Origin of the sequence: Shewanella sp. ECSMB14101 (assembly GCF_000773485.1) — a bacterium.
Classification (GTDB): Bacteria; Pseudomonadota; Gammaproteobacteria; order Enterobacterales; family Shewanellaceae; genus Shewanella; species Shewanella marisflavi.
The window spans coordinates 85,875-101,031 of sequence record NZ_JSFF01000003.1 but is presented as its reverse complement, the minus strand read 5'-3'; the positions used below and the strand labels follow the sequence as shown (position 1 = coordinate 101,031).

General features: G+C 50.2%; 11 protein-coding genes and 2 tRNA genes. 4 read left to right on the top strand and 9 right to left on the bottom strand.

Going from position 1 to position 15,157, the window contains the following annotated elements:
- Positions 1-13 precede the first annotated feature (13 nt).
- Positions 14-805 carry a class II glutamine amidotransferase gene (locus NY07_RS04070; RefSeq protein WP_033538080.1) on the bottom strand — a complete coding sequence of 264 codons (792 nt, stop codon included), beginning with the start codon at positions 803-805 and terminating at the stop codon, positions 14-16.
- Between the two features lie 243 nt (positions 806-1,048).
- Here NY07_RS04070 and fadE point away from each other — a divergent pair, with 243 nt between their 5' ends.
- Positions 1,049-3,496, top strand: coding sequence for an acyl-CoA dehydrogenase FadE (gene fadE / locus NY07_RS04065; RefSeq protein WP_033538079.1), 2,448 nt, complete (start codon positions 1,049-1,051; stop codon positions 3,494-3,496).
- A gap of 106 nt (positions 3,497-3,602) precedes the next feature.
- On the opposite strand, the gene NY07_RS04060 is transcribed toward fadE, so the two are convergent.
- The 5 genes from NY07_RS04060 to dnaQ form a co-directional block, all read right to left on the bottom strand.
- Positions 3,603-5,483, bottom strand: a complete 1,881-nt coding sequence (locus NY07_RS04060) for a cation:proton antiporter (protein ID WP_052125500.1) — start codon at positions 5,481-5,483, stop codon at positions 3,603-3,605.
- A gap of 413 nt (positions 5,484-5,896) precedes the next feature.
- A tRNA-Asp gene (locus NY07_RS04055) sits at positions 5,897-5,973 on the bottom strand.
- A 49-nt stretch (positions 5,974-6,022) separates the two neighbouring features.
- A tRNA-Asp gene (locus NY07_RS04050) sits at positions 6,023-6,099 on the bottom strand.
- A gap of 117 nt (positions 6,100-6,216) precedes the next feature.
- Complete coding sequence (locus NY07_RS04045) at positions 6,217-7,539, bottom strand: TIGR03503 family protein (RefSeq protein ID WP_033538078.1); 1,323 nt, start codon at positions 7,537-7,539, stop codon at positions 6,217-6,219.
- Between the two features lie 10 nt (positions 7,540-7,549).
- Positions 7,550-8,278 carry a DNA polymerase III subunit epsilon gene (gene dnaQ / locus NY07_RS04040; RefSeq protein WP_033538077.1) on the bottom strand — a complete coding sequence of 243 codons (729 nt, stop codon included), beginning with the start codon at positions 8,276-8,278 and terminating at the stop codon, positions 7,550-7,552.
- Between the two features lie 69 nt (positions 8,279-8,347).
- Here dnaQ and rnhA point away from each other — a divergent pair, with 69 nt between their 5' ends.
- The gene (rnhA, locus tag NY07_RS04035) at positions 8,348-8,818 is read left to right on the top strand and encodes a ribonuclease HI (protein WP_033538219.1); all 471 of its coding nucleotides are present in this window, start codon (positions 8,348-8,350) and stop codon (positions 8,816-8,818) included.
- 21 nt (positions 8,819-8,839) lie between these two features.
- Here rnhA and NY07_RS04030 read toward each other — a convergent pair whose 3' ends face one another.
- Positions 8,840-9,742, bottom strand: coding sequence for a LysR substrate-binding domain-containing protein (locus NY07_RS04030; RefSeq protein WP_033538076.1), 903 nt, complete (start codon positions 9,740-9,742; stop codon positions 8,840-8,842).
- A gap of 21 nt (positions 9,743-9,763) precedes the next feature.
- Positions 9,764-10,486 carry a class I SAM-dependent methyltransferase gene (locus tag NY07_RS04025; protein ID WP_033538075.1) on the bottom strand — a complete coding sequence of 241 codons (723 nt, stop codon included), beginning with the start codon at positions 10,484-10,486 and terminating at the stop codon, positions 9,764-9,766.
- Positions 10,487-10,773: 287 nt separating this feature from the next.
- On the opposite strand from NY07_RS04025, the gene gloB reads away from it, so the two are divergent.
- A complete protein-coding gene (gene gloB, locus NY07_RS04020) occupies positions 10,774-11,553 on the top strand; it encodes a hydroxyacylglutathione hydrolase (RefSeq protein ID WP_033538074.1) in 780 nt (259 codons plus the stop codon).
- A gap of 107 nt (positions 11,554-11,660) precedes the next feature.
- Complete coding sequence (locus NY07_RS04015) at positions 11,661-13,196, top strand: LysM peptidoglycan-binding domain-containing protein (RefSeq protein ID WP_033538073.1); 1,536 nt, start codon at positions 11,661-11,663, stop codon at positions 13,194-13,196.
- 117 nt (positions 13,197-13,313) lie between these two features.
- On the opposite strand, the gene NY07_RS04010 is transcribed toward NY07_RS04015, so the two are convergent.
- A complete protein-coding gene (locus NY07_RS04010; protein WP_033538072.1) occupies positions 13,314-15,149 on the bottom strand; it encodes an AsmA family protein in 1,836 nt (611 codons plus the stop codon).
- Between the last annotated feature and the right edge of the window lie 8 nt (positions 15,150-15,157).

Genomic DNA, 15,157 nt, shown 5'->3' with positions numbered 1-15,157 from the left:
TTCTCTATAACGACTAGTCGTTTACCGCTTGACTCAATAGGAGCTCCCCCCGAGAAAAGAGCTTCCACTCACCCGGTTGTAATATCTGCCAGTTTTCATTGTCGGTCAGTGGCCGCGTCGCAATAACGGTCACAATATCATTGGGGGTCGTTTCTTTATCGAAATCGATCACCACATCGGTATCGATAAGCTTCGCCTTACCAAAGGGCGCACGCCGGGTAATATGGCAAAGATTATTGCTGCAATAGCTCATCAAATGCTCGCCGTCACTTAAGATCATGTTGAACACCCCTAAGGCGCGGATCTCATCGGCAAGTTCGGCAATAAACTGATAGACGGGCAAGAGATCTTCGGGGGCCTGCTCGCCAAAACGTTCAACCACCTTTTCTAAGATCCAGCAAAATGCCAACTCACTGTCGGTGTCGCCGACCGGCTGATAACGACTAACCACAAACTTTTCAAGATAATCACTCAGCTGACCATTGTGGGCATAGGTCCAGTAACGTCCCCACAGCTCACGGGTAAAAGGATGAGTGTTTTCCAGCGATACACAACCACGATTAGCCTGACGGATATGGCTCACCACGACCTCACTCTTTATCGGGTAAGATTTGATCAACTGCGCCACATGGGACTGACTGCTTGGTGATGCATCTTTAAAGGTGCGGCTTCCCTTACCCTCGTAGAAGGTGATCCCCCAACCATCAACATGAGGACCTGTGACACCACCACGCTCGGCCAATCCAGTAAAACTGAACACTATATCGGTTGGCACATTGGCACTCATGGCCAGCAACTCACACATAAAAAAACACACCTTAGGTCACTATTACGTATCTCAATTTATTCTAACTAGTTGGCCCCCATTGTGGAATGCTCGCTAAAACAAAAAAAGTTAAACGATTGTTTGAAAAATGCTTGTATAAAACCCGCCAAGGGGTTAGATTTTATGCGACACAGGTCTGACCACCATCTATAATTGTGATGACGGTCATATAAAAAATGCTGACATAGAGCAGCTTTCGGTCGCTATTGAAGGAGATTAACCGTGACTAGCTTACTTTGGATTTTTGTGATGCTCTTTGCATTAGGCGCTTTAGCCTATCTAAGAGTGTCCCTGCTTACCTCGACTATCATTGCAGCTATTGTGATGGTGGTGGGGACAGCAACAGCGAGCATTTCCCCCTTAGCTTGGCTGGTGTTTCTCGCCATCGCCCTGCCCCTTAACATTGGCGCCTTCAGAAAAAGCGTGATCACCCGCCCGCTACTAAAGCTTTATAAGGGGATCATGCCTGAGATGTCATCGACCGAAAAAGAAGCCATTGAGGCCGGCACCACTTGGTGGGAAGCCGATCTTTTCGCCGGTAAACCTAACTGGAAAAAGCTACACAACTATCCCATGGCGCGCCTTACCGCGGCAGAGCAAGCCTTTATTGACGGCCCTGTAGAAGAAGTCTGTAAGATGCTGAACCAGCATCAAGTGTCACATCAATTGGGCGATCTGCCTGAATCTATCTGGCAATACCTGAAGGACAACGGCTTCTTTGCCATGATCATCAAGAAAAAATACGGTGGTCTGGAATTCTCTGCCTATGCTCAATCCCGCGTACTGCAAAAATTAGCCGGCGTTAGCAGCGAACTGGCTTCCACCGTTGGTGTACCTAACTCATTAGGCCCTGGTGAACTCCTACAACACTACGGCACACCCGCGCAGCAAGACCATTACTTGCCACGTCTGGCCAAAGGATTGGAAGTACCTTGTTTTGCCCTTACCAGCCCCGAAGCAGGTTCAGATGCCGGCGCGATCCCAGATTTTGGTATCGTCTGTAAGGGCCAGTGGCAAGGTGAAGAAGTCCTGGGGATGAAACTGACCTGGAACAAGCGTTACATCACCCTGGCTCCGATCGCGACCGTACTGGGACTGGCCTTTAAGCTGCAAGACCCCGACAAGTTGCTTGGCGACAAGGAAGAGCTGGGTATCACCTGCGCCTTGATCCCAACAGATATCCCCGGCGTTGAAACCGGTCGTCGTCACTTCCCGCTTAACTGTATGTTCCAAAACGGACCGACACGAGGCAAAGAGGTATTTGTACCGCTCGACTTCATCATAGGCGGCCCAGAGATGGCGGGTCAGGGCTGGCGCATGCTGGTTGAGTGTCTGTCAGTGGGTCGTGGTATCACCCTACCCTCTAACTCAGCAGGTGGTGTAAAGACAGCTGCTGTTGCAACCGGTGCTTATGCCCGAATTCGTCGCCAGTTCAAGCTGCCTATCGGTAAGCTTGAGGGGATCGAAGAGCCTATGGCGCGCATTGGCGGTAATGCCTACCTGATGGATGCCGTCACCACGCTCACCACCACAGGGATCGATCTTGGCGAGAAACCTTCGGTTATCTCTGCCATCGTTAAGTATCACCTGACCGACAGAATGCAAAAGTGCGTCATCGACGCCATGGACATTCACGGCGGTAAAGGGGTCTGTCTGGGTGAAAACAACTACCTGGGCCGTGGCTACCAGGCGGCACCTATCGCCATTACCGTAGAAGGAGCCAACATTTTAACCCGCTCTATGATTATCTATGGTCAAGGGGCAATTCGTTGCCATCCTTACGTGCTGGCAGAGATGGAGTCGGCCTTCGATCCTGATCCAAACAAAGCATTGAACGATTTTGACTCGGCGCTATTTGGCCACATCGGCTTTACTACCAGTAACCTGGTACGCAGTTTCTGGTTGGGTCTGACCTCGAGCTACTTCTCAAGCAGCCCATACGGCGATAAAACCAAGCGTTACTACCAGCACATGAACCGTTTCAGCGCTAACCTGGCATTGCTATCGGATCTCGCCATGGCAACTCTTGGCGGCGGACTCAAGCGTAAAGAGCGTGTGTCGGCCCGTCTGGGCGATCTCTTAAGTCAGCTCTACTTAGCCTCAGCCACCTTGAAACGCTATCAAGATGAAGGACGCCAAACTGAAGATCTACCTTTGGTGCAGTGGGCCGTGGAAGATGCCTTGTACAAGCTGCAAGACTCGCTGGACGATCTGCTTAACAACTTCCCTATGGGCCTGGGCCGCGTGTTAAGAGTTATCCTGTTCCCATTTGGTCGTCCGCTGAAGCGCCCAAGCGATGTTCTGGATCATAAAGTGGCTAAGATCATGCAAACCCCATGTGCTAGCCGTGAGCGCTTGGGCAAGGGCCAGTTCTGGACCCCATCGCAGTTCAACGCAGTGGGTATCCAAGAACAAACCTTTAAAGATATCCTCGCTTGTGAGCCGCTACACGATAAGATCTGCAAGGCAACGGGCAAGCGTCACCCCTTCATGTGGCTGGATAAGTTAGCCGCCGAAGGCAAAGCGCTGGGGATTTTGAGTGATGAGGAAGTGGCTCTGCTTGAGCGAGCCGAGATAGGCCGCATGAAGTCAATCAATGTCGACGACTTCGATCCTGCTGAGCTTAGGGCACAAACCTTAAGTGATGAGACCCAGCACCAAGCCGCCTGAAAACCAGATGGCTTAAGATGAAAAAAAGGAGGCCATAGCCTCCTTTTTTGTTGCCGCTATGTCAATGAGAACCTAAGGGCGACTCGCTACGGCCCTATCTCACCACTTAACCGGCCGCTTCCTCTTTGGTCACTAACGGCTGTGGCTCATCAAGGTTTGCGCTCTGTTCTTGCTCTTTCTTCTCATCGGCTAACTGAGCCTCCATCAGAGCCTCTTCAGGCAATAGACTGATCAACTCTATGCCCACAGGCAAGGTATCAACCGCCTCGGTGATCAGCTTAACCTTGCCCTCCTGCAAATAAATTAAAGGTAAGGCACCTTCACCGTAACGCTGCTTAAAGTCGGCGAAGGTAAAGTTCTCGGTTAAGCTGGTACTCTTTATCTTGCCCCCCTTGGCCATGATGCTGGCAAGCCTTGCATAGGTCACGTTATCACCAAACAGACACAAGCGTTTAAGATAAGACTCAGAAAGCTGATGACGAGCGCTGTTGCCTTCACCACTGCTTAAGCCAAATACTTTATGCTTCCCAAGAATATCCTGAAAATGAAAAGTCACTAAGGGATTGAGCTGACGATAGGGAGACAAAACCAAAAGGCGCCCAACGCCGCCCAGATCTAACGCGTTGTCGGCATGCTCAGAAGTCGGATTCCCAAAATAGACAGGAATATTGTCCATGCGTGACAGACGTATGTTGTCCCAGTTATTGTCGGCGAGTACCACCTGCACATTCTTTTGGATCAAGACTTTGGCCAGAGCCCTGGCAAACTTGGACGCACCAAAAATCAGCAGCCCCTGAGCCGAGCCCGCCTGTACCCCTAAAAAACGCGCCCAGGCTCCGGCCGTCAGGCTTTGAGCCACCACAGTACCTATGATGATCAAAAATACCAGCGGCACTATCTTATCGGCGCCCGCCACGCCAAGGCGCTCAAGTTTTATGGCAAACAGTGACGATACCGCTGCGGCGACTATCCCCCTAGGTGCCACCCAACTTAAAAACCACTTATCGGCCCTAGGCAGTGAAGTGCCAATAGCGCAGCACCAAACGCTTAGTGGCCGCGCGATAAACATCACCACTAGCAATAGTGCCAGCCCTTGCCACCCCAACTGCATCAAGGCGTTAGAATCTAGCCTGGCCGCCAGCAAAATAAACAGGCCCGAAATAAACAGCACGGTCAGTGTTTCTTTAAACTCGATGATCTCTGCGATGTCGACCCCGCGCATATTGGCTAACCAAATTCCCATGACAGTAACCGTCAGCAAGCCTGATTCTTCCTGCAACAAATTAGAGCCAACAAATGCCCCTAGCATGATAGTGAGCACAGCGGTATTTTTAAGGTAATGGGGTACCCAGGCGCGGCGCAGCATCACCCCTATGCCGTAACCAAACAGCGCCCCTAACCCCAGCCCGACCGCAAGCATAGACATTAAAGATAACAGGACATGACTGGCTGGCTCGGCGGCCACCGCCAGGTATTCAAACACCAACACCGCGAGCAAAGCGCCTATGGGATCGATAACTATCCCTTCCCAACGTAAAATACTCGCCAGTTGCGATTTGGGCTTGATACTGCGCAGCATAGGCACTATTACGGTCGGGCCTGTCACCACCACTAAGGCGCCAAAGAGCATGGCCATCTGCCAGGAGAAATCCATAATAAAATGGGTCGCCACACCGATACACAGCCAAGTCACCAAGGTGCCAATAGAAACTAAGTGGGTGACCATGCGGCCGTGATCGCGGATCTCGGAAAAATTGAGCGTTAAGGCCCCTTCAAACAAGATAACCGCCACCCCTAAAGAGATGATAGGAAATAACAGATCGCCAAATATGGCGTCGGGATCCAACAGATTAAAAACAGGCCCAACCAAGAGGCCACATAGCAGCAAGGGCAGTATCGCCGGTAAACGCAAGCGCCAGCCAAGCCACTGACACACTATCGACAAGATCCCCACTAGGCCCAACATGCCTGTGATCTGCTCTACCATCATCTTCATCCTTAAACAGCCCAAGGCAAGCTAGCCCAGTAATTAGCATGAGTATAGTCAAGACACGCCATTAGATAGACGTGTGCTCATTCCATTTTCTGCAAGATAACACTGTTAGCTCAAATGTATAGCGCAACTTAAAAGGTTAAACCTAAGCACCTATCAGTCTGTGCAAATTCAAATAAAGAGATATTGAGATACAAAAAGCCCCGTCATTACTGACGAGGCTTAGCTGTCGTTGGCACAGCGGACAGGACTCGAATCCGCGCCCCCCAGCGTGACAGGCCGCCATGCTTTCAACAAGAGTTTAACCAACTGAACTGCCCTACCGTCATCCGAGAACGCGAACCATTAATGCTAAAAACATCAGACACAAAAAAGCCCCGTCATTACTGACGAGGCTTAGCTGTAGTTGGCGGAGCGGACGGGACTCGAACCCGCGACCCCCGGCGTGACAGGCCGGTATTCTAACCAACTGAACTACCGCTCCTAAACTCGGATAAATCGCCTTGGCATTTCATCAAAATTAGGTACTTGATTGGCGGAGCGGACGGGACTCGAACCCGCGACCCCCGGCGTGACAGGCCGGTATTCTAACCAACTGAACTACCGCTCCACATCAAGTTGCGAAGGATAATACTTAGGCCACCTAGTCCCGTCAATAACTTTTTTTCTGAAACAAACTAATCAGTTAAAATTTCGCCAAACCAGAGTGTTTCATCAGCAAACTTGACTAGCTTTTGTCCGGCTCTGCGCCTTTGCGATCTGTCTCATCCGGCATGGTCAAATCAATCTCATCAAGAGTTGGCCCAATTTCCTTAGCCCGCTCCTGCTCAAGCCTTGCCGCTGTTACCGCCAATGCTTGTTTTAGATTTTGCCGTTTACGCCATACCAGCAAGGCCATGGTACCTAAGATCAACAAACTGATATTGATGGTAATGATCCAGAACATGGCATCCTCTTTCGCCTTGGCTTCGGCGATCGCCGCCTTCTTAGCGGCCAATGCAGCCAACTCCTCCGCCGTCGGTGGCGGCTCTGGCGGCGGCACCAGATTAAAGAACTGCTCGGGCAAGGTGATCAACACTTCCCGTCCCGAGACGGATGTTGCCGCGACCACGCCCTTGATGCGATAGCTGCCAAATTCTGACACCTGAGGCAATGTCAGCTGCATACGTTTCTTGTTAATGGTCTGTACTGGCAGCGTCAATTGCAGCCCTGCAGGCCCCACCAATTCAAACTCGAAATGGGTATTAGCCAAAACCAACTGCTCATCATCGACAGCCACCTCGACCTGCCAACGCCCTGTGAGCGGATCGTCGGGCGTAATCACAGAGAGAGACACAGGCATAGGCAGCAGCTCAATATCCCCACCCACCTCTCGACTGAAAATATTGTTCTTGGCACTCACCTGATAACGGTAATGTCCCCAGGGCTGATTGAGGTTGATATTGGCAGTAAAAATGCCGTCATCGGGCGTACCATCCAGTCCTTCGCCGTTATCCTTGTAGCTACCGACGATCAGGGTGCCGGCAGCAAAGTTCTCATCCCCGGGCCTATGCTCGCTGATAAATTTCGCGGTCCAATCCACTAAGTAGTCGAGCCCGGGCATACGTATACGCTGCGCATCACCCAATAGCTTTGCGGTAATTTTAAGCCGTTCACCTTGATAGAGCGGCCGAGGTAAGGGATCAACCTCTATCGCTAACTTAGAGATCTTGTCTATCTTAGACCCTTTAACCACCTTACCTAAAAGTTGCCAAGGACCCGGCATGGGAGATTTGATGGTAATAATATCGCCACTTAGGCCATCGACCCACTGCACAGATTCTGGATGGCGCGTTGCATACCACTTACTACCATCGGGTAGCACGATTATCACTGGGGCACTGCCATATTCGCGTTGCACGAATAGGGTCAATTCATCGACCATATGATCGATGCGAAAACGGTTTTTTAGCTCACTGGCCTCAGACGAAGGAACTACCTGGGCGGCAGCGCCAACGGAAAGCAGCAGTAGCCCAGAGGCCAAAATCGCGCACACTAGCCAATTTTTCATAGGATGACGTTTATCCTCGCCAAATACATTGTCCTGATTTCGCAACTAAATCTAATCTTTGTTCATGCATACTCAGTTCATCGGCCGTTGCGCCGATCACTTTAAGATTTGCGCGATTGGCATCCAGACGCATGATCCCGCCGCTCTCTTGTCCCGGCTTTTCATTAGATAGCTCAAACTTAGTCTGGCCACCGGTCATGATCAGGTAAACATCGGCGAGGATCTCGGCATCCAATAGTGCGCCGTGAAGCTCACGGCGTGAGTTATCTATGCCATAACGCTTACACAAAGCATCCAGGTTATTCTTTTGCCCTGGATGAAGGTATTTGGCGATCTCCAGCGAATCGAGTACCTGACAGATATCTGAAGTCTTTGGCCCTCTCGGCGTCAGCAGCGAGAATTCATGATCCATAAAGCTCACGTCGAAGTTCGCGTTATGTGCCACAATCTCGGCGCCGTCGATAAATTCGATAAAGGCGGGAGCTATCTGCGCAAATACCGGCTTATCGGCGACAAACTCGTTGGTTATACCGTGAACCGTGATCGCCTCTTCATCAATCTGCTGCATAGGATTGATGTATTCGTGAAAATGGCGGCCGGTCAGCTTACGATTCACCACCTCGACACAGCCTATTTCGATAATACGATGACCAAAATAGACGGCACCTGCCCCTTGGTTCATACCAGTAGTTTCGGTATCGAGGATCACTTGGCGCTTAGCATTGGAGATGATATTCATATAATTACACGCTTTTATAAAAAAAATTTGGGTATACTGCTGTCCATATTTGGCTATGGTAGCAACTTGATGCACGGACTGAAACAACTCTTAATCTATACCGACGGTTCTTGCCTGGGCAATCCCGGTCCCGGCGGCTACGGGGTGGTGATGAAATATAAGGCCCACGTAAAAGAACTCAGCGGCGGTTTTGCCTTAACCACCAACAATCGTATGGAGCTACTAGCCCCTATTGTCGCCCTAGAGGCGCTTAAAGAGCCCTGCCAGATCATCCTCACCAGCGACAGCCAGTATATGCGCCAAGGGATCACTCAGTGGATCCATGGCTGGAAGAAACGAGGCTGGCTAACGGCCGCTAAAGAGCCTGTTAAAAATGTCGACCTTTGGCAACGCCTGGATGCGGCAACCACGCCACATCAGATCGATTGGCGCTGGGTAAAAGGCCATGCCGGTCATATCGAAAACGAGCGCTGTGATACCCTGGCGCGAGAGGCCGCTGAGGCAAAACCCAGCGCAATAGATACCGGCTATCCCTTATAAGGTTAAACCAGTTAACCTGGCCTAACTTGTCGGCGACAGTGCCAAAAAACGCTGACAGAAAAGTTCAAAGGCGCTGCACAGTGCCGTCGGCTTACGGCTCTTATGACGAATTTTATAAAACTGGCGCGCCAGGGTGAGCTCTGGCACAGAGATCAACGCCAGTTCCCTTCGCTGAAGCTCCTTTTCAAGGGTAAGTTCAGACAAGACAGCCAGTCCGGCGCCTTGTCTGACCGCTTGTTTTATGGCATCTGGCGTAGAAAAATTAAATTTCTCCACTGGCCGCATCGCCAGCGCATTGGCAGCATTGATAAAATAATCTCGAGTGCCCGATCCCGGCTCCCGCATTACCCAAGCATGTCCGGCCAACATATCAGGTGTCACCACTTTTCCCGCCAAAGGGTGACCCGGATGACAGAAGATAAGCAGCCTATCTTTATGCCAAGGCTCGACACTTACCCGGCTATCGAGACATTGGCCCTCGATAAAACCTACCTCGGCGCGAAACTCTACCACGGCATCGATCACCGCCTGAGTATTAGCGATGTTCAAATCCACCATAGCGTTGGTAAATTGTTGACTAAAAGCCACCGCGCTCTTGGCAAGCAGATAGTTGCCTATGGTTGAGCTGGCCGCCACACTCAAGGTGCCGCTCATTTGCGCCTCTGGGGAGGAAAACAGATGTTCTATCTGCTCCACTTGCTGCAGGGTCTGCGTGGCCAGCGGTAATAGCAGACTTCCCTGGGCATTGAGTCTCAGCCGATTCCCCACCCGTTCAAATAAGCGGGTATCGAGTTGCTTCTCTAACTCACCAAGGGCCATAGAGGTCGCTGGCGCCGAGAGGTTCAGACGCTGAGCCGCCTTCGCCACCTGACCGCTGCGAGCGACAGCTTCAAAAATAGCTAATTGCTTTAAGGTAATTCTCATTTTACCTGCTTGACGAAAAGATCATTTTAGGCGCAACTGCTTTACCCTGCCTGCGGTTGGCGCGGTCGACCATTTGGGCTGACGAACCTTTTGCTTGTCCATTATCGGCGTCATGGGAGAGTCTAACTTGCGGGCAACCAATATATAGACGCTGCCACTGCCCGGCAACCAGGCCTGCAATGCATGTTGCCAGATGGAATCGCCATGGATCTCACTTAGCAGATGATGATAAACAAGACGCTCATCGCCCACCACTTGATAGCCGAGTAACCCAAGCCAATCTTTTACCCTAGAGGGGGTAAAGAAACGCCCGCACCAAGGCAACTGCTCCTGACGACTGGGCAACATCTTACCCAAAAAGGCCGGGCTTAATGGGTTAAAACCTATGATAAACAGATATCCGCCAGAGATAAGCACCCTGTCGGTCTCTCGTAATACGCTATAAGGGTTGGCTTCAAAATCAAGCACCATGGAACAGACCACAGCATCTATCACCCCATTTTGAATGGGCAACTGTGCGTGCTCGCCTTGCAAGGAGCAAAGCGCCGATTCGCAAAGAGAGAACTCTCGCCCTATCGGTAGACAGGGTTTTTCCAACGCATAACTTAGCGGGCCTATGTTAAGCATGTGATAGCCAAACACTTTTGGCCACCAAGGCATCAACGTATCTTCGATAGCCTCTTGCAGCCAAAGCCCGTTGGGCAAATCCTGCCAAGTCTGGGGTTTGATCAGATCAAAGGACACAGGTCACTCCAAGACTCATTATTCTGGTTTCCCAAGGGGCGGTTTGCCTTTTCAAGTTGATCTTCTGTTGCCATCATAACGCGTTTTAATCGCCATGTGAGCAACCAAGGCGAGACATAGCTTTTTCATCCTATAAATCGCCTAAAAACTGCTTCAGAAACAAACAACAAAAACAAACAGTCCCTAATGATGTGACTATTTTAGTATTAAATCCCTAAAGCGCTATACACGCAATAGCTTTGCTCAGTAAACTAAATGCGTGTCACCCAATCCCAGTGAGAATCGCTATGCACAGTGTTACCCCAATTCCCGCCTTTAATGACAACTATATCTGGCTGATCCATGCCCATGACACCAAGGGTTATTATGTGGTCGACCCAGGTGATGCCAATGTGGTTATCGACTATTTAAAGCAACATGAGATCAAACTCGATGGGATCTTAATTACTCATCACCATAGCGATCACACCGGCGGCATAGCAGCCCTGCAAACCTATCACGACCATAACCTCACTGTGTATGGTCCAGACAGTGAAAATATTAAGGGGATCAATCATCCCATCTCGGGGAAAACAGAAAGTATCAGCCCCGATAGACTGGACAGCAATGCCCAGATATTTCACCTCCCCGGCCACACCTTAGGTCATATTGCCTATCTGATTGACGATCACCTTTTCTGCGGCGATACCCTATTTAGTGGCGGCTGTGGACGCCTGTTTGAGGGCACGCCAACGCAGATGAGACACTCCCTCGACGCTTTGGCCGCACTCGATGACAAGGTCAAGGTCTATCCGGCCCACGAATACACGCAAGCGAATCTGGCCTTTGCCCAAACGGTCGAGCATGACAACCAGGCGCTGGCTGACTACGCCGCTCACGTTAAGCAACGCCGAGAACAGCAACAGCCCAGCCTGCCCTCTAGCATTGGGCTAGAGAAGCAGATCAACCCTTTCCTGCGCGCCGATCAAGCCACAATTAAAGCGGCATTAGGTCAACATTTCAGCCAGGATGTGACGGATATTGACACCAGTTTCACGCTTCTACGTCAATGGAAGGACAATTTCTAATAATTCCTATACAATGTCGCGCTAATTAAGTCCCCGCCCAGCTAAGCCAAGGAAAACGCCTTGGCAGATGCTTTGTTAGAGGGACCCAAAGTAAGGAATTATTGTCGATGCGCTTACCCATTTTCCTGATCGCAGGGGGACTCTCCCTGCTCGCAGGTTGCCAAACCTTTACTCAGCCGGAACCTGAACCGGCCATAGCCACCACAACACCCATAGTGGTTGAACCCCAAGTGACAGCTCCTATCGAACCTGAGCCCATTCAGATCAGCGATGTGTGGCAGCGTATTCGTCTGGGGCTTTCTATGCCTGTACCCGATCAGAAACTGGTAAATCAATATCGCGACTGGTACCTGAAGCATCCCCAGCACCTGGCCCGCGTTTCTGAGCGTGCTGAGCCCTTTATGTATCTCATTGTCGAAGAGATAGAGCAGCGCAACTTACCTATCGAGTTGGCACTACTGCCTATCGTCGAGAGCGCATTCGATCCCTTCGCTTATTCCCATGGCGCTGCATCTGGCTTATGGCAATTTACTGCCCCCATGGCTAAACACTTTGGCCTGGAGATGAACTGGTGGTATGACGGTCGCCGCGATGTGCCTGCTGCAACCACGGCAGCACTGGATATGATGGAATACCTCTATCAAAAAACCCACAATAATTGGCTCTATGCTATTGCCGCCTATAACACGGGCGAAGGGCGTGTACTCAATGCGGTGAAACGCAACCAGTCTAAAGGGGTAGCGACCGATTTCTGGGCATTGAGCCTACCAAGGGAAACTGAGCGCTATGTCCCGCAACTATTAGCACTCGCCGATGTCGTAGCCAATGCCGAAAAATATGGGATCTCGCTCCACCCCATTCCTAACCAGCCGCAACTGAAAGTTGTGGATGTAGGCAGCCAAATCGATCTGGCACTCGCCGCCGAGATGGCAGGTATGAAGCTTAACGAACTGCACGCCTTAAATCCTGGCTTTAACCAGTGGGCGACTGCGCCTGAAGGCCCTCACCAGATAGTGGTGCCGCTTGATCGCGCTGACGTGTTTGAAACCAATTTAGCGGCCAGCAGCCAAGATCAGCGCCTAAAATGGCAGCGTTATAAGATAAAGTCGGGTGACAGCCTAGGGCTAATCGCCAAGCGATTTAACACCACACCATCGGCGCTCCGTGCGGTTAACGATATTAAAAACAACCGTATTATTGCCGGCAAGCATCTACTGATCCCTATCTCTGCCAAAGATCCCGCCAAGTATCTCTTGTCTGCGGACCAAAGATTACAAAAACATCAATCTGGTGGTAACGGCTATAAACTCAGCTACCAGGTTAAATCAGGGGACTCACTCTGGCTTATCGCCAAACAGCACAAGGTGAGTGTGTCTAAGCTGGCTAAATGGAATGGTATGGCCCCGAAAGATACTCTCTCTGTAGGCCAAAAGTTGGTGATCTGGCAACAAGGCAAGGATAAGGCGGTCACCCGCACAGTCAATTACACAGTACGCTCTGGCGATTCACTGGCTAAAATAGCCAGTAAGTTCAATGTCAGCGTAAACCAACTGGTTAAATGGAACAGCCTATCGACCAAAAAATATCTGCAACCAGGACAGAAGCTGACCCTGTATGTTGATGTGACTAAATCACGAGTTTAATCACCTCGACTGTTAGCGATAAATCACCGGGTTAATAAAGATAAAAAAGCGATGCCAAGGCATCGCTTTTTTTGTGACTGCTATTTATCGCGTGTTACACCATTAAATGAGTTGCCACTAAAACCCACCTAACTTCTTAAACAGCTTATCTTTTAGATCATCAGTGGCTTTTTCGGCTTCTTTCTTCAGTTTTGCATCAAACAATGCCGCCGTATCTAAAGCGAACTTAGGCTCACTGATGGTGCCACTGATAGCGAAGGGGATCTCCAAACCATAAAGCTCATCCTTCTCGGCACTCCCCTGGCCCTCTAATGATCCCACAACAGAGGTCTTAAGTGCATAATCGATCGCCTCAGACAAGAGGTTAACATTGCCCTTACCCTGCAGGCGGATCAGAGGCGATGCCATATTCAGATCGGGATTGGTAACCTGACCCTTAGCCATAGTGAAACTGCCCGTGAGGCTGGTAAAGTCTGTTTTCTTTTCACCAGCTGAGGTGGCATTTAAATCCCCTGCCAACTTAGCCTTAGCATCACGCAGCATCTGCGGGATATTCACACCATAGAGTGAACCATCGGCAATCTCAAACTGTCCCTTAGCATTAAGGTTACGCTTAATGTTATCAGGAATAAGACTAAAGCCACTGCCTGCCACCTCAAAATTTGTGGTACCGGCAAGCATGTCGACCTCGGCAGCATCGGTAAGCAGTGGGCGCACCTGAATCCCCGAGATCTTCTTATCAAAGCGATAGCTGGCCACCTTTTTACGTCCGTCAAGTTGCGCACTAGCAAGCAGTTTGCCTTGATAAAGATCGGCGCTAAGTTGATTGACATCTAACACGCCGTTTTTAAGCATCAGCTTCATCAACCAATTCTCTGTCTTGATCTTATCGGCAACCACAGATTTAATATCAAGATCCAGCTTAAGGTTGACTGCCTTCATACCGGTCAAATCGGGCTCTTGGGCACTCGCACTGGCTGCGCCGTCTTTCTCATCGGCTTTAGCTGCCTCTCCTTTCGCCATATAGGGAGTCAGATCTATGTCGCCAAAACTCATAGAGGCCACCACATCCGGCACTTTAGCACCGTAATTAACGGCCAACTTACCCTGGGCCTTAATTTGCTCAAGACTCAGACTAGAGAGGACTACCGCCAGCGTCTTCGCCTGATTGTCTAGTTCAATTTGGCTAGTCAGATCCATCTGCATCCGCTTGTTAGGAATTGCGTCTCCCTCAACGATGTTTTCAACCACAAAATCCTTAATGGTGAGCTTGGCCAGGCTGCCGTCGACCTTAATCTCGCCATTACCTTCGCTGGTTAGCGTCATCTCGGGCTGGACCATAGAAAATTTAAAGCTAATATCGGCGAACTTATCTAGGCTAAATGCCCCTAAGGTCAGTGCCTCTAACTTCAGCGCTTGTACCTTACCCGTCGCCTCATCGAAAAGATTTACCTGAGTATTGGTAATGGCAATTCCGCCGATATTGAGGCTACTGAGCTGCACACTACCTTCTGCAGGCTTGCTGTCACTTACTGCTTGTTCAGCGCCAGCCTTATCACCGCCGGACGTTAATCCGTCTAGGCTAGTACGGCCATTCTTGTAACTATCATAGTTAAGCGTTAGACCGTCGAGGTTGAGCTGTGCAATTTCAACTTCTTTGCTCAATAAAGGCAACAAAGCGACTTCGGCGACTATGCCATCAACCTTGAGCATGGTGTCGTTTTTAAAGCCCTTAGGATTAGAGAGACTAATGTCACCCAGTGCAATACCGATACTTGGAAAGAAGGTCCAACTCAGATCTTGGTTAATAGTGAGTGTTCTGCCCGTTTGTTTTTTCACCGCCTCGACAATTTGCGGTTTAAAATCGTTAGGGTCAAAAATAAGCGTCAGGTAGGCGGCCAATAACAGGAAAAGAGAGGCGAATACGATAAGTAGCCATTTTAAAAATTTCATAACAGGTT

Excerpts from the sequence above, each read along its gene's own strand:
- NY07_RS04070 (WP_033538080.1), bottom strand. The coding sequence starts at position 805 with ATGTGTGAGTTGCTGGCCATGAGTGCCAATGTGCCAACCGATATAGTG.
- NY07_RS04060 (WP_052125500.1), bottom strand. The coding sequence starts at position 5,483 with ATGGTAGAGCAGATCACAGGCATGTTGGGCCTAGTGGGGATCTTGTCG.
- NY07_RS04045 (WP_033538078.1), bottom strand. The coding sequence starts at position 7,539 with ATGAAAAATTGGCTAGTGTGCGCGATTTTGGCCTCTGGGCTACTGCTG.
- dnaQ (WP_033538077.1), bottom strand. The coding sequence starts at position 8,278 with ATGAATATCATCTCCAATGCTAAGCGCCAAGTGATCCTCGATACCGAA.
- rnhA (WP_033538219.1), top strand. The coding sequence starts at position 8,348 with ATGCACGGACTGAAACAACTCTTAATCTATACCGACGGTTCTTGCCTG.
- NY07_RS04030 (WP_033538076.1), bottom strand. The coding sequence starts at position 9,742 with ATGAGAATTACCTTAAAGCAATTAGCTATTTTTGAAGCTGTCGCTCGC.
- gloB (WP_033538074.1), top strand. The coding sequence starts at position 10,774 with ATGCACAGTGTTACCCCAATTCCCGCCTTTAATGACAACTATATCTGG.
- NY07_RS04015 (WP_033538073.1), top strand. The coding sequence starts at position 11,661 with ATGCGCTTACCCATTTTCCTGATCGCAGGGGGACTCTCCCTGCTCGCA.
- NY07_RS04010 (WP_033538072.1), bottom strand. The coding sequence starts at position 15,149 with ATGAAATTTTTAAAATGGCTACTTATCGTATTCGCCTCTCTTTTCCTG.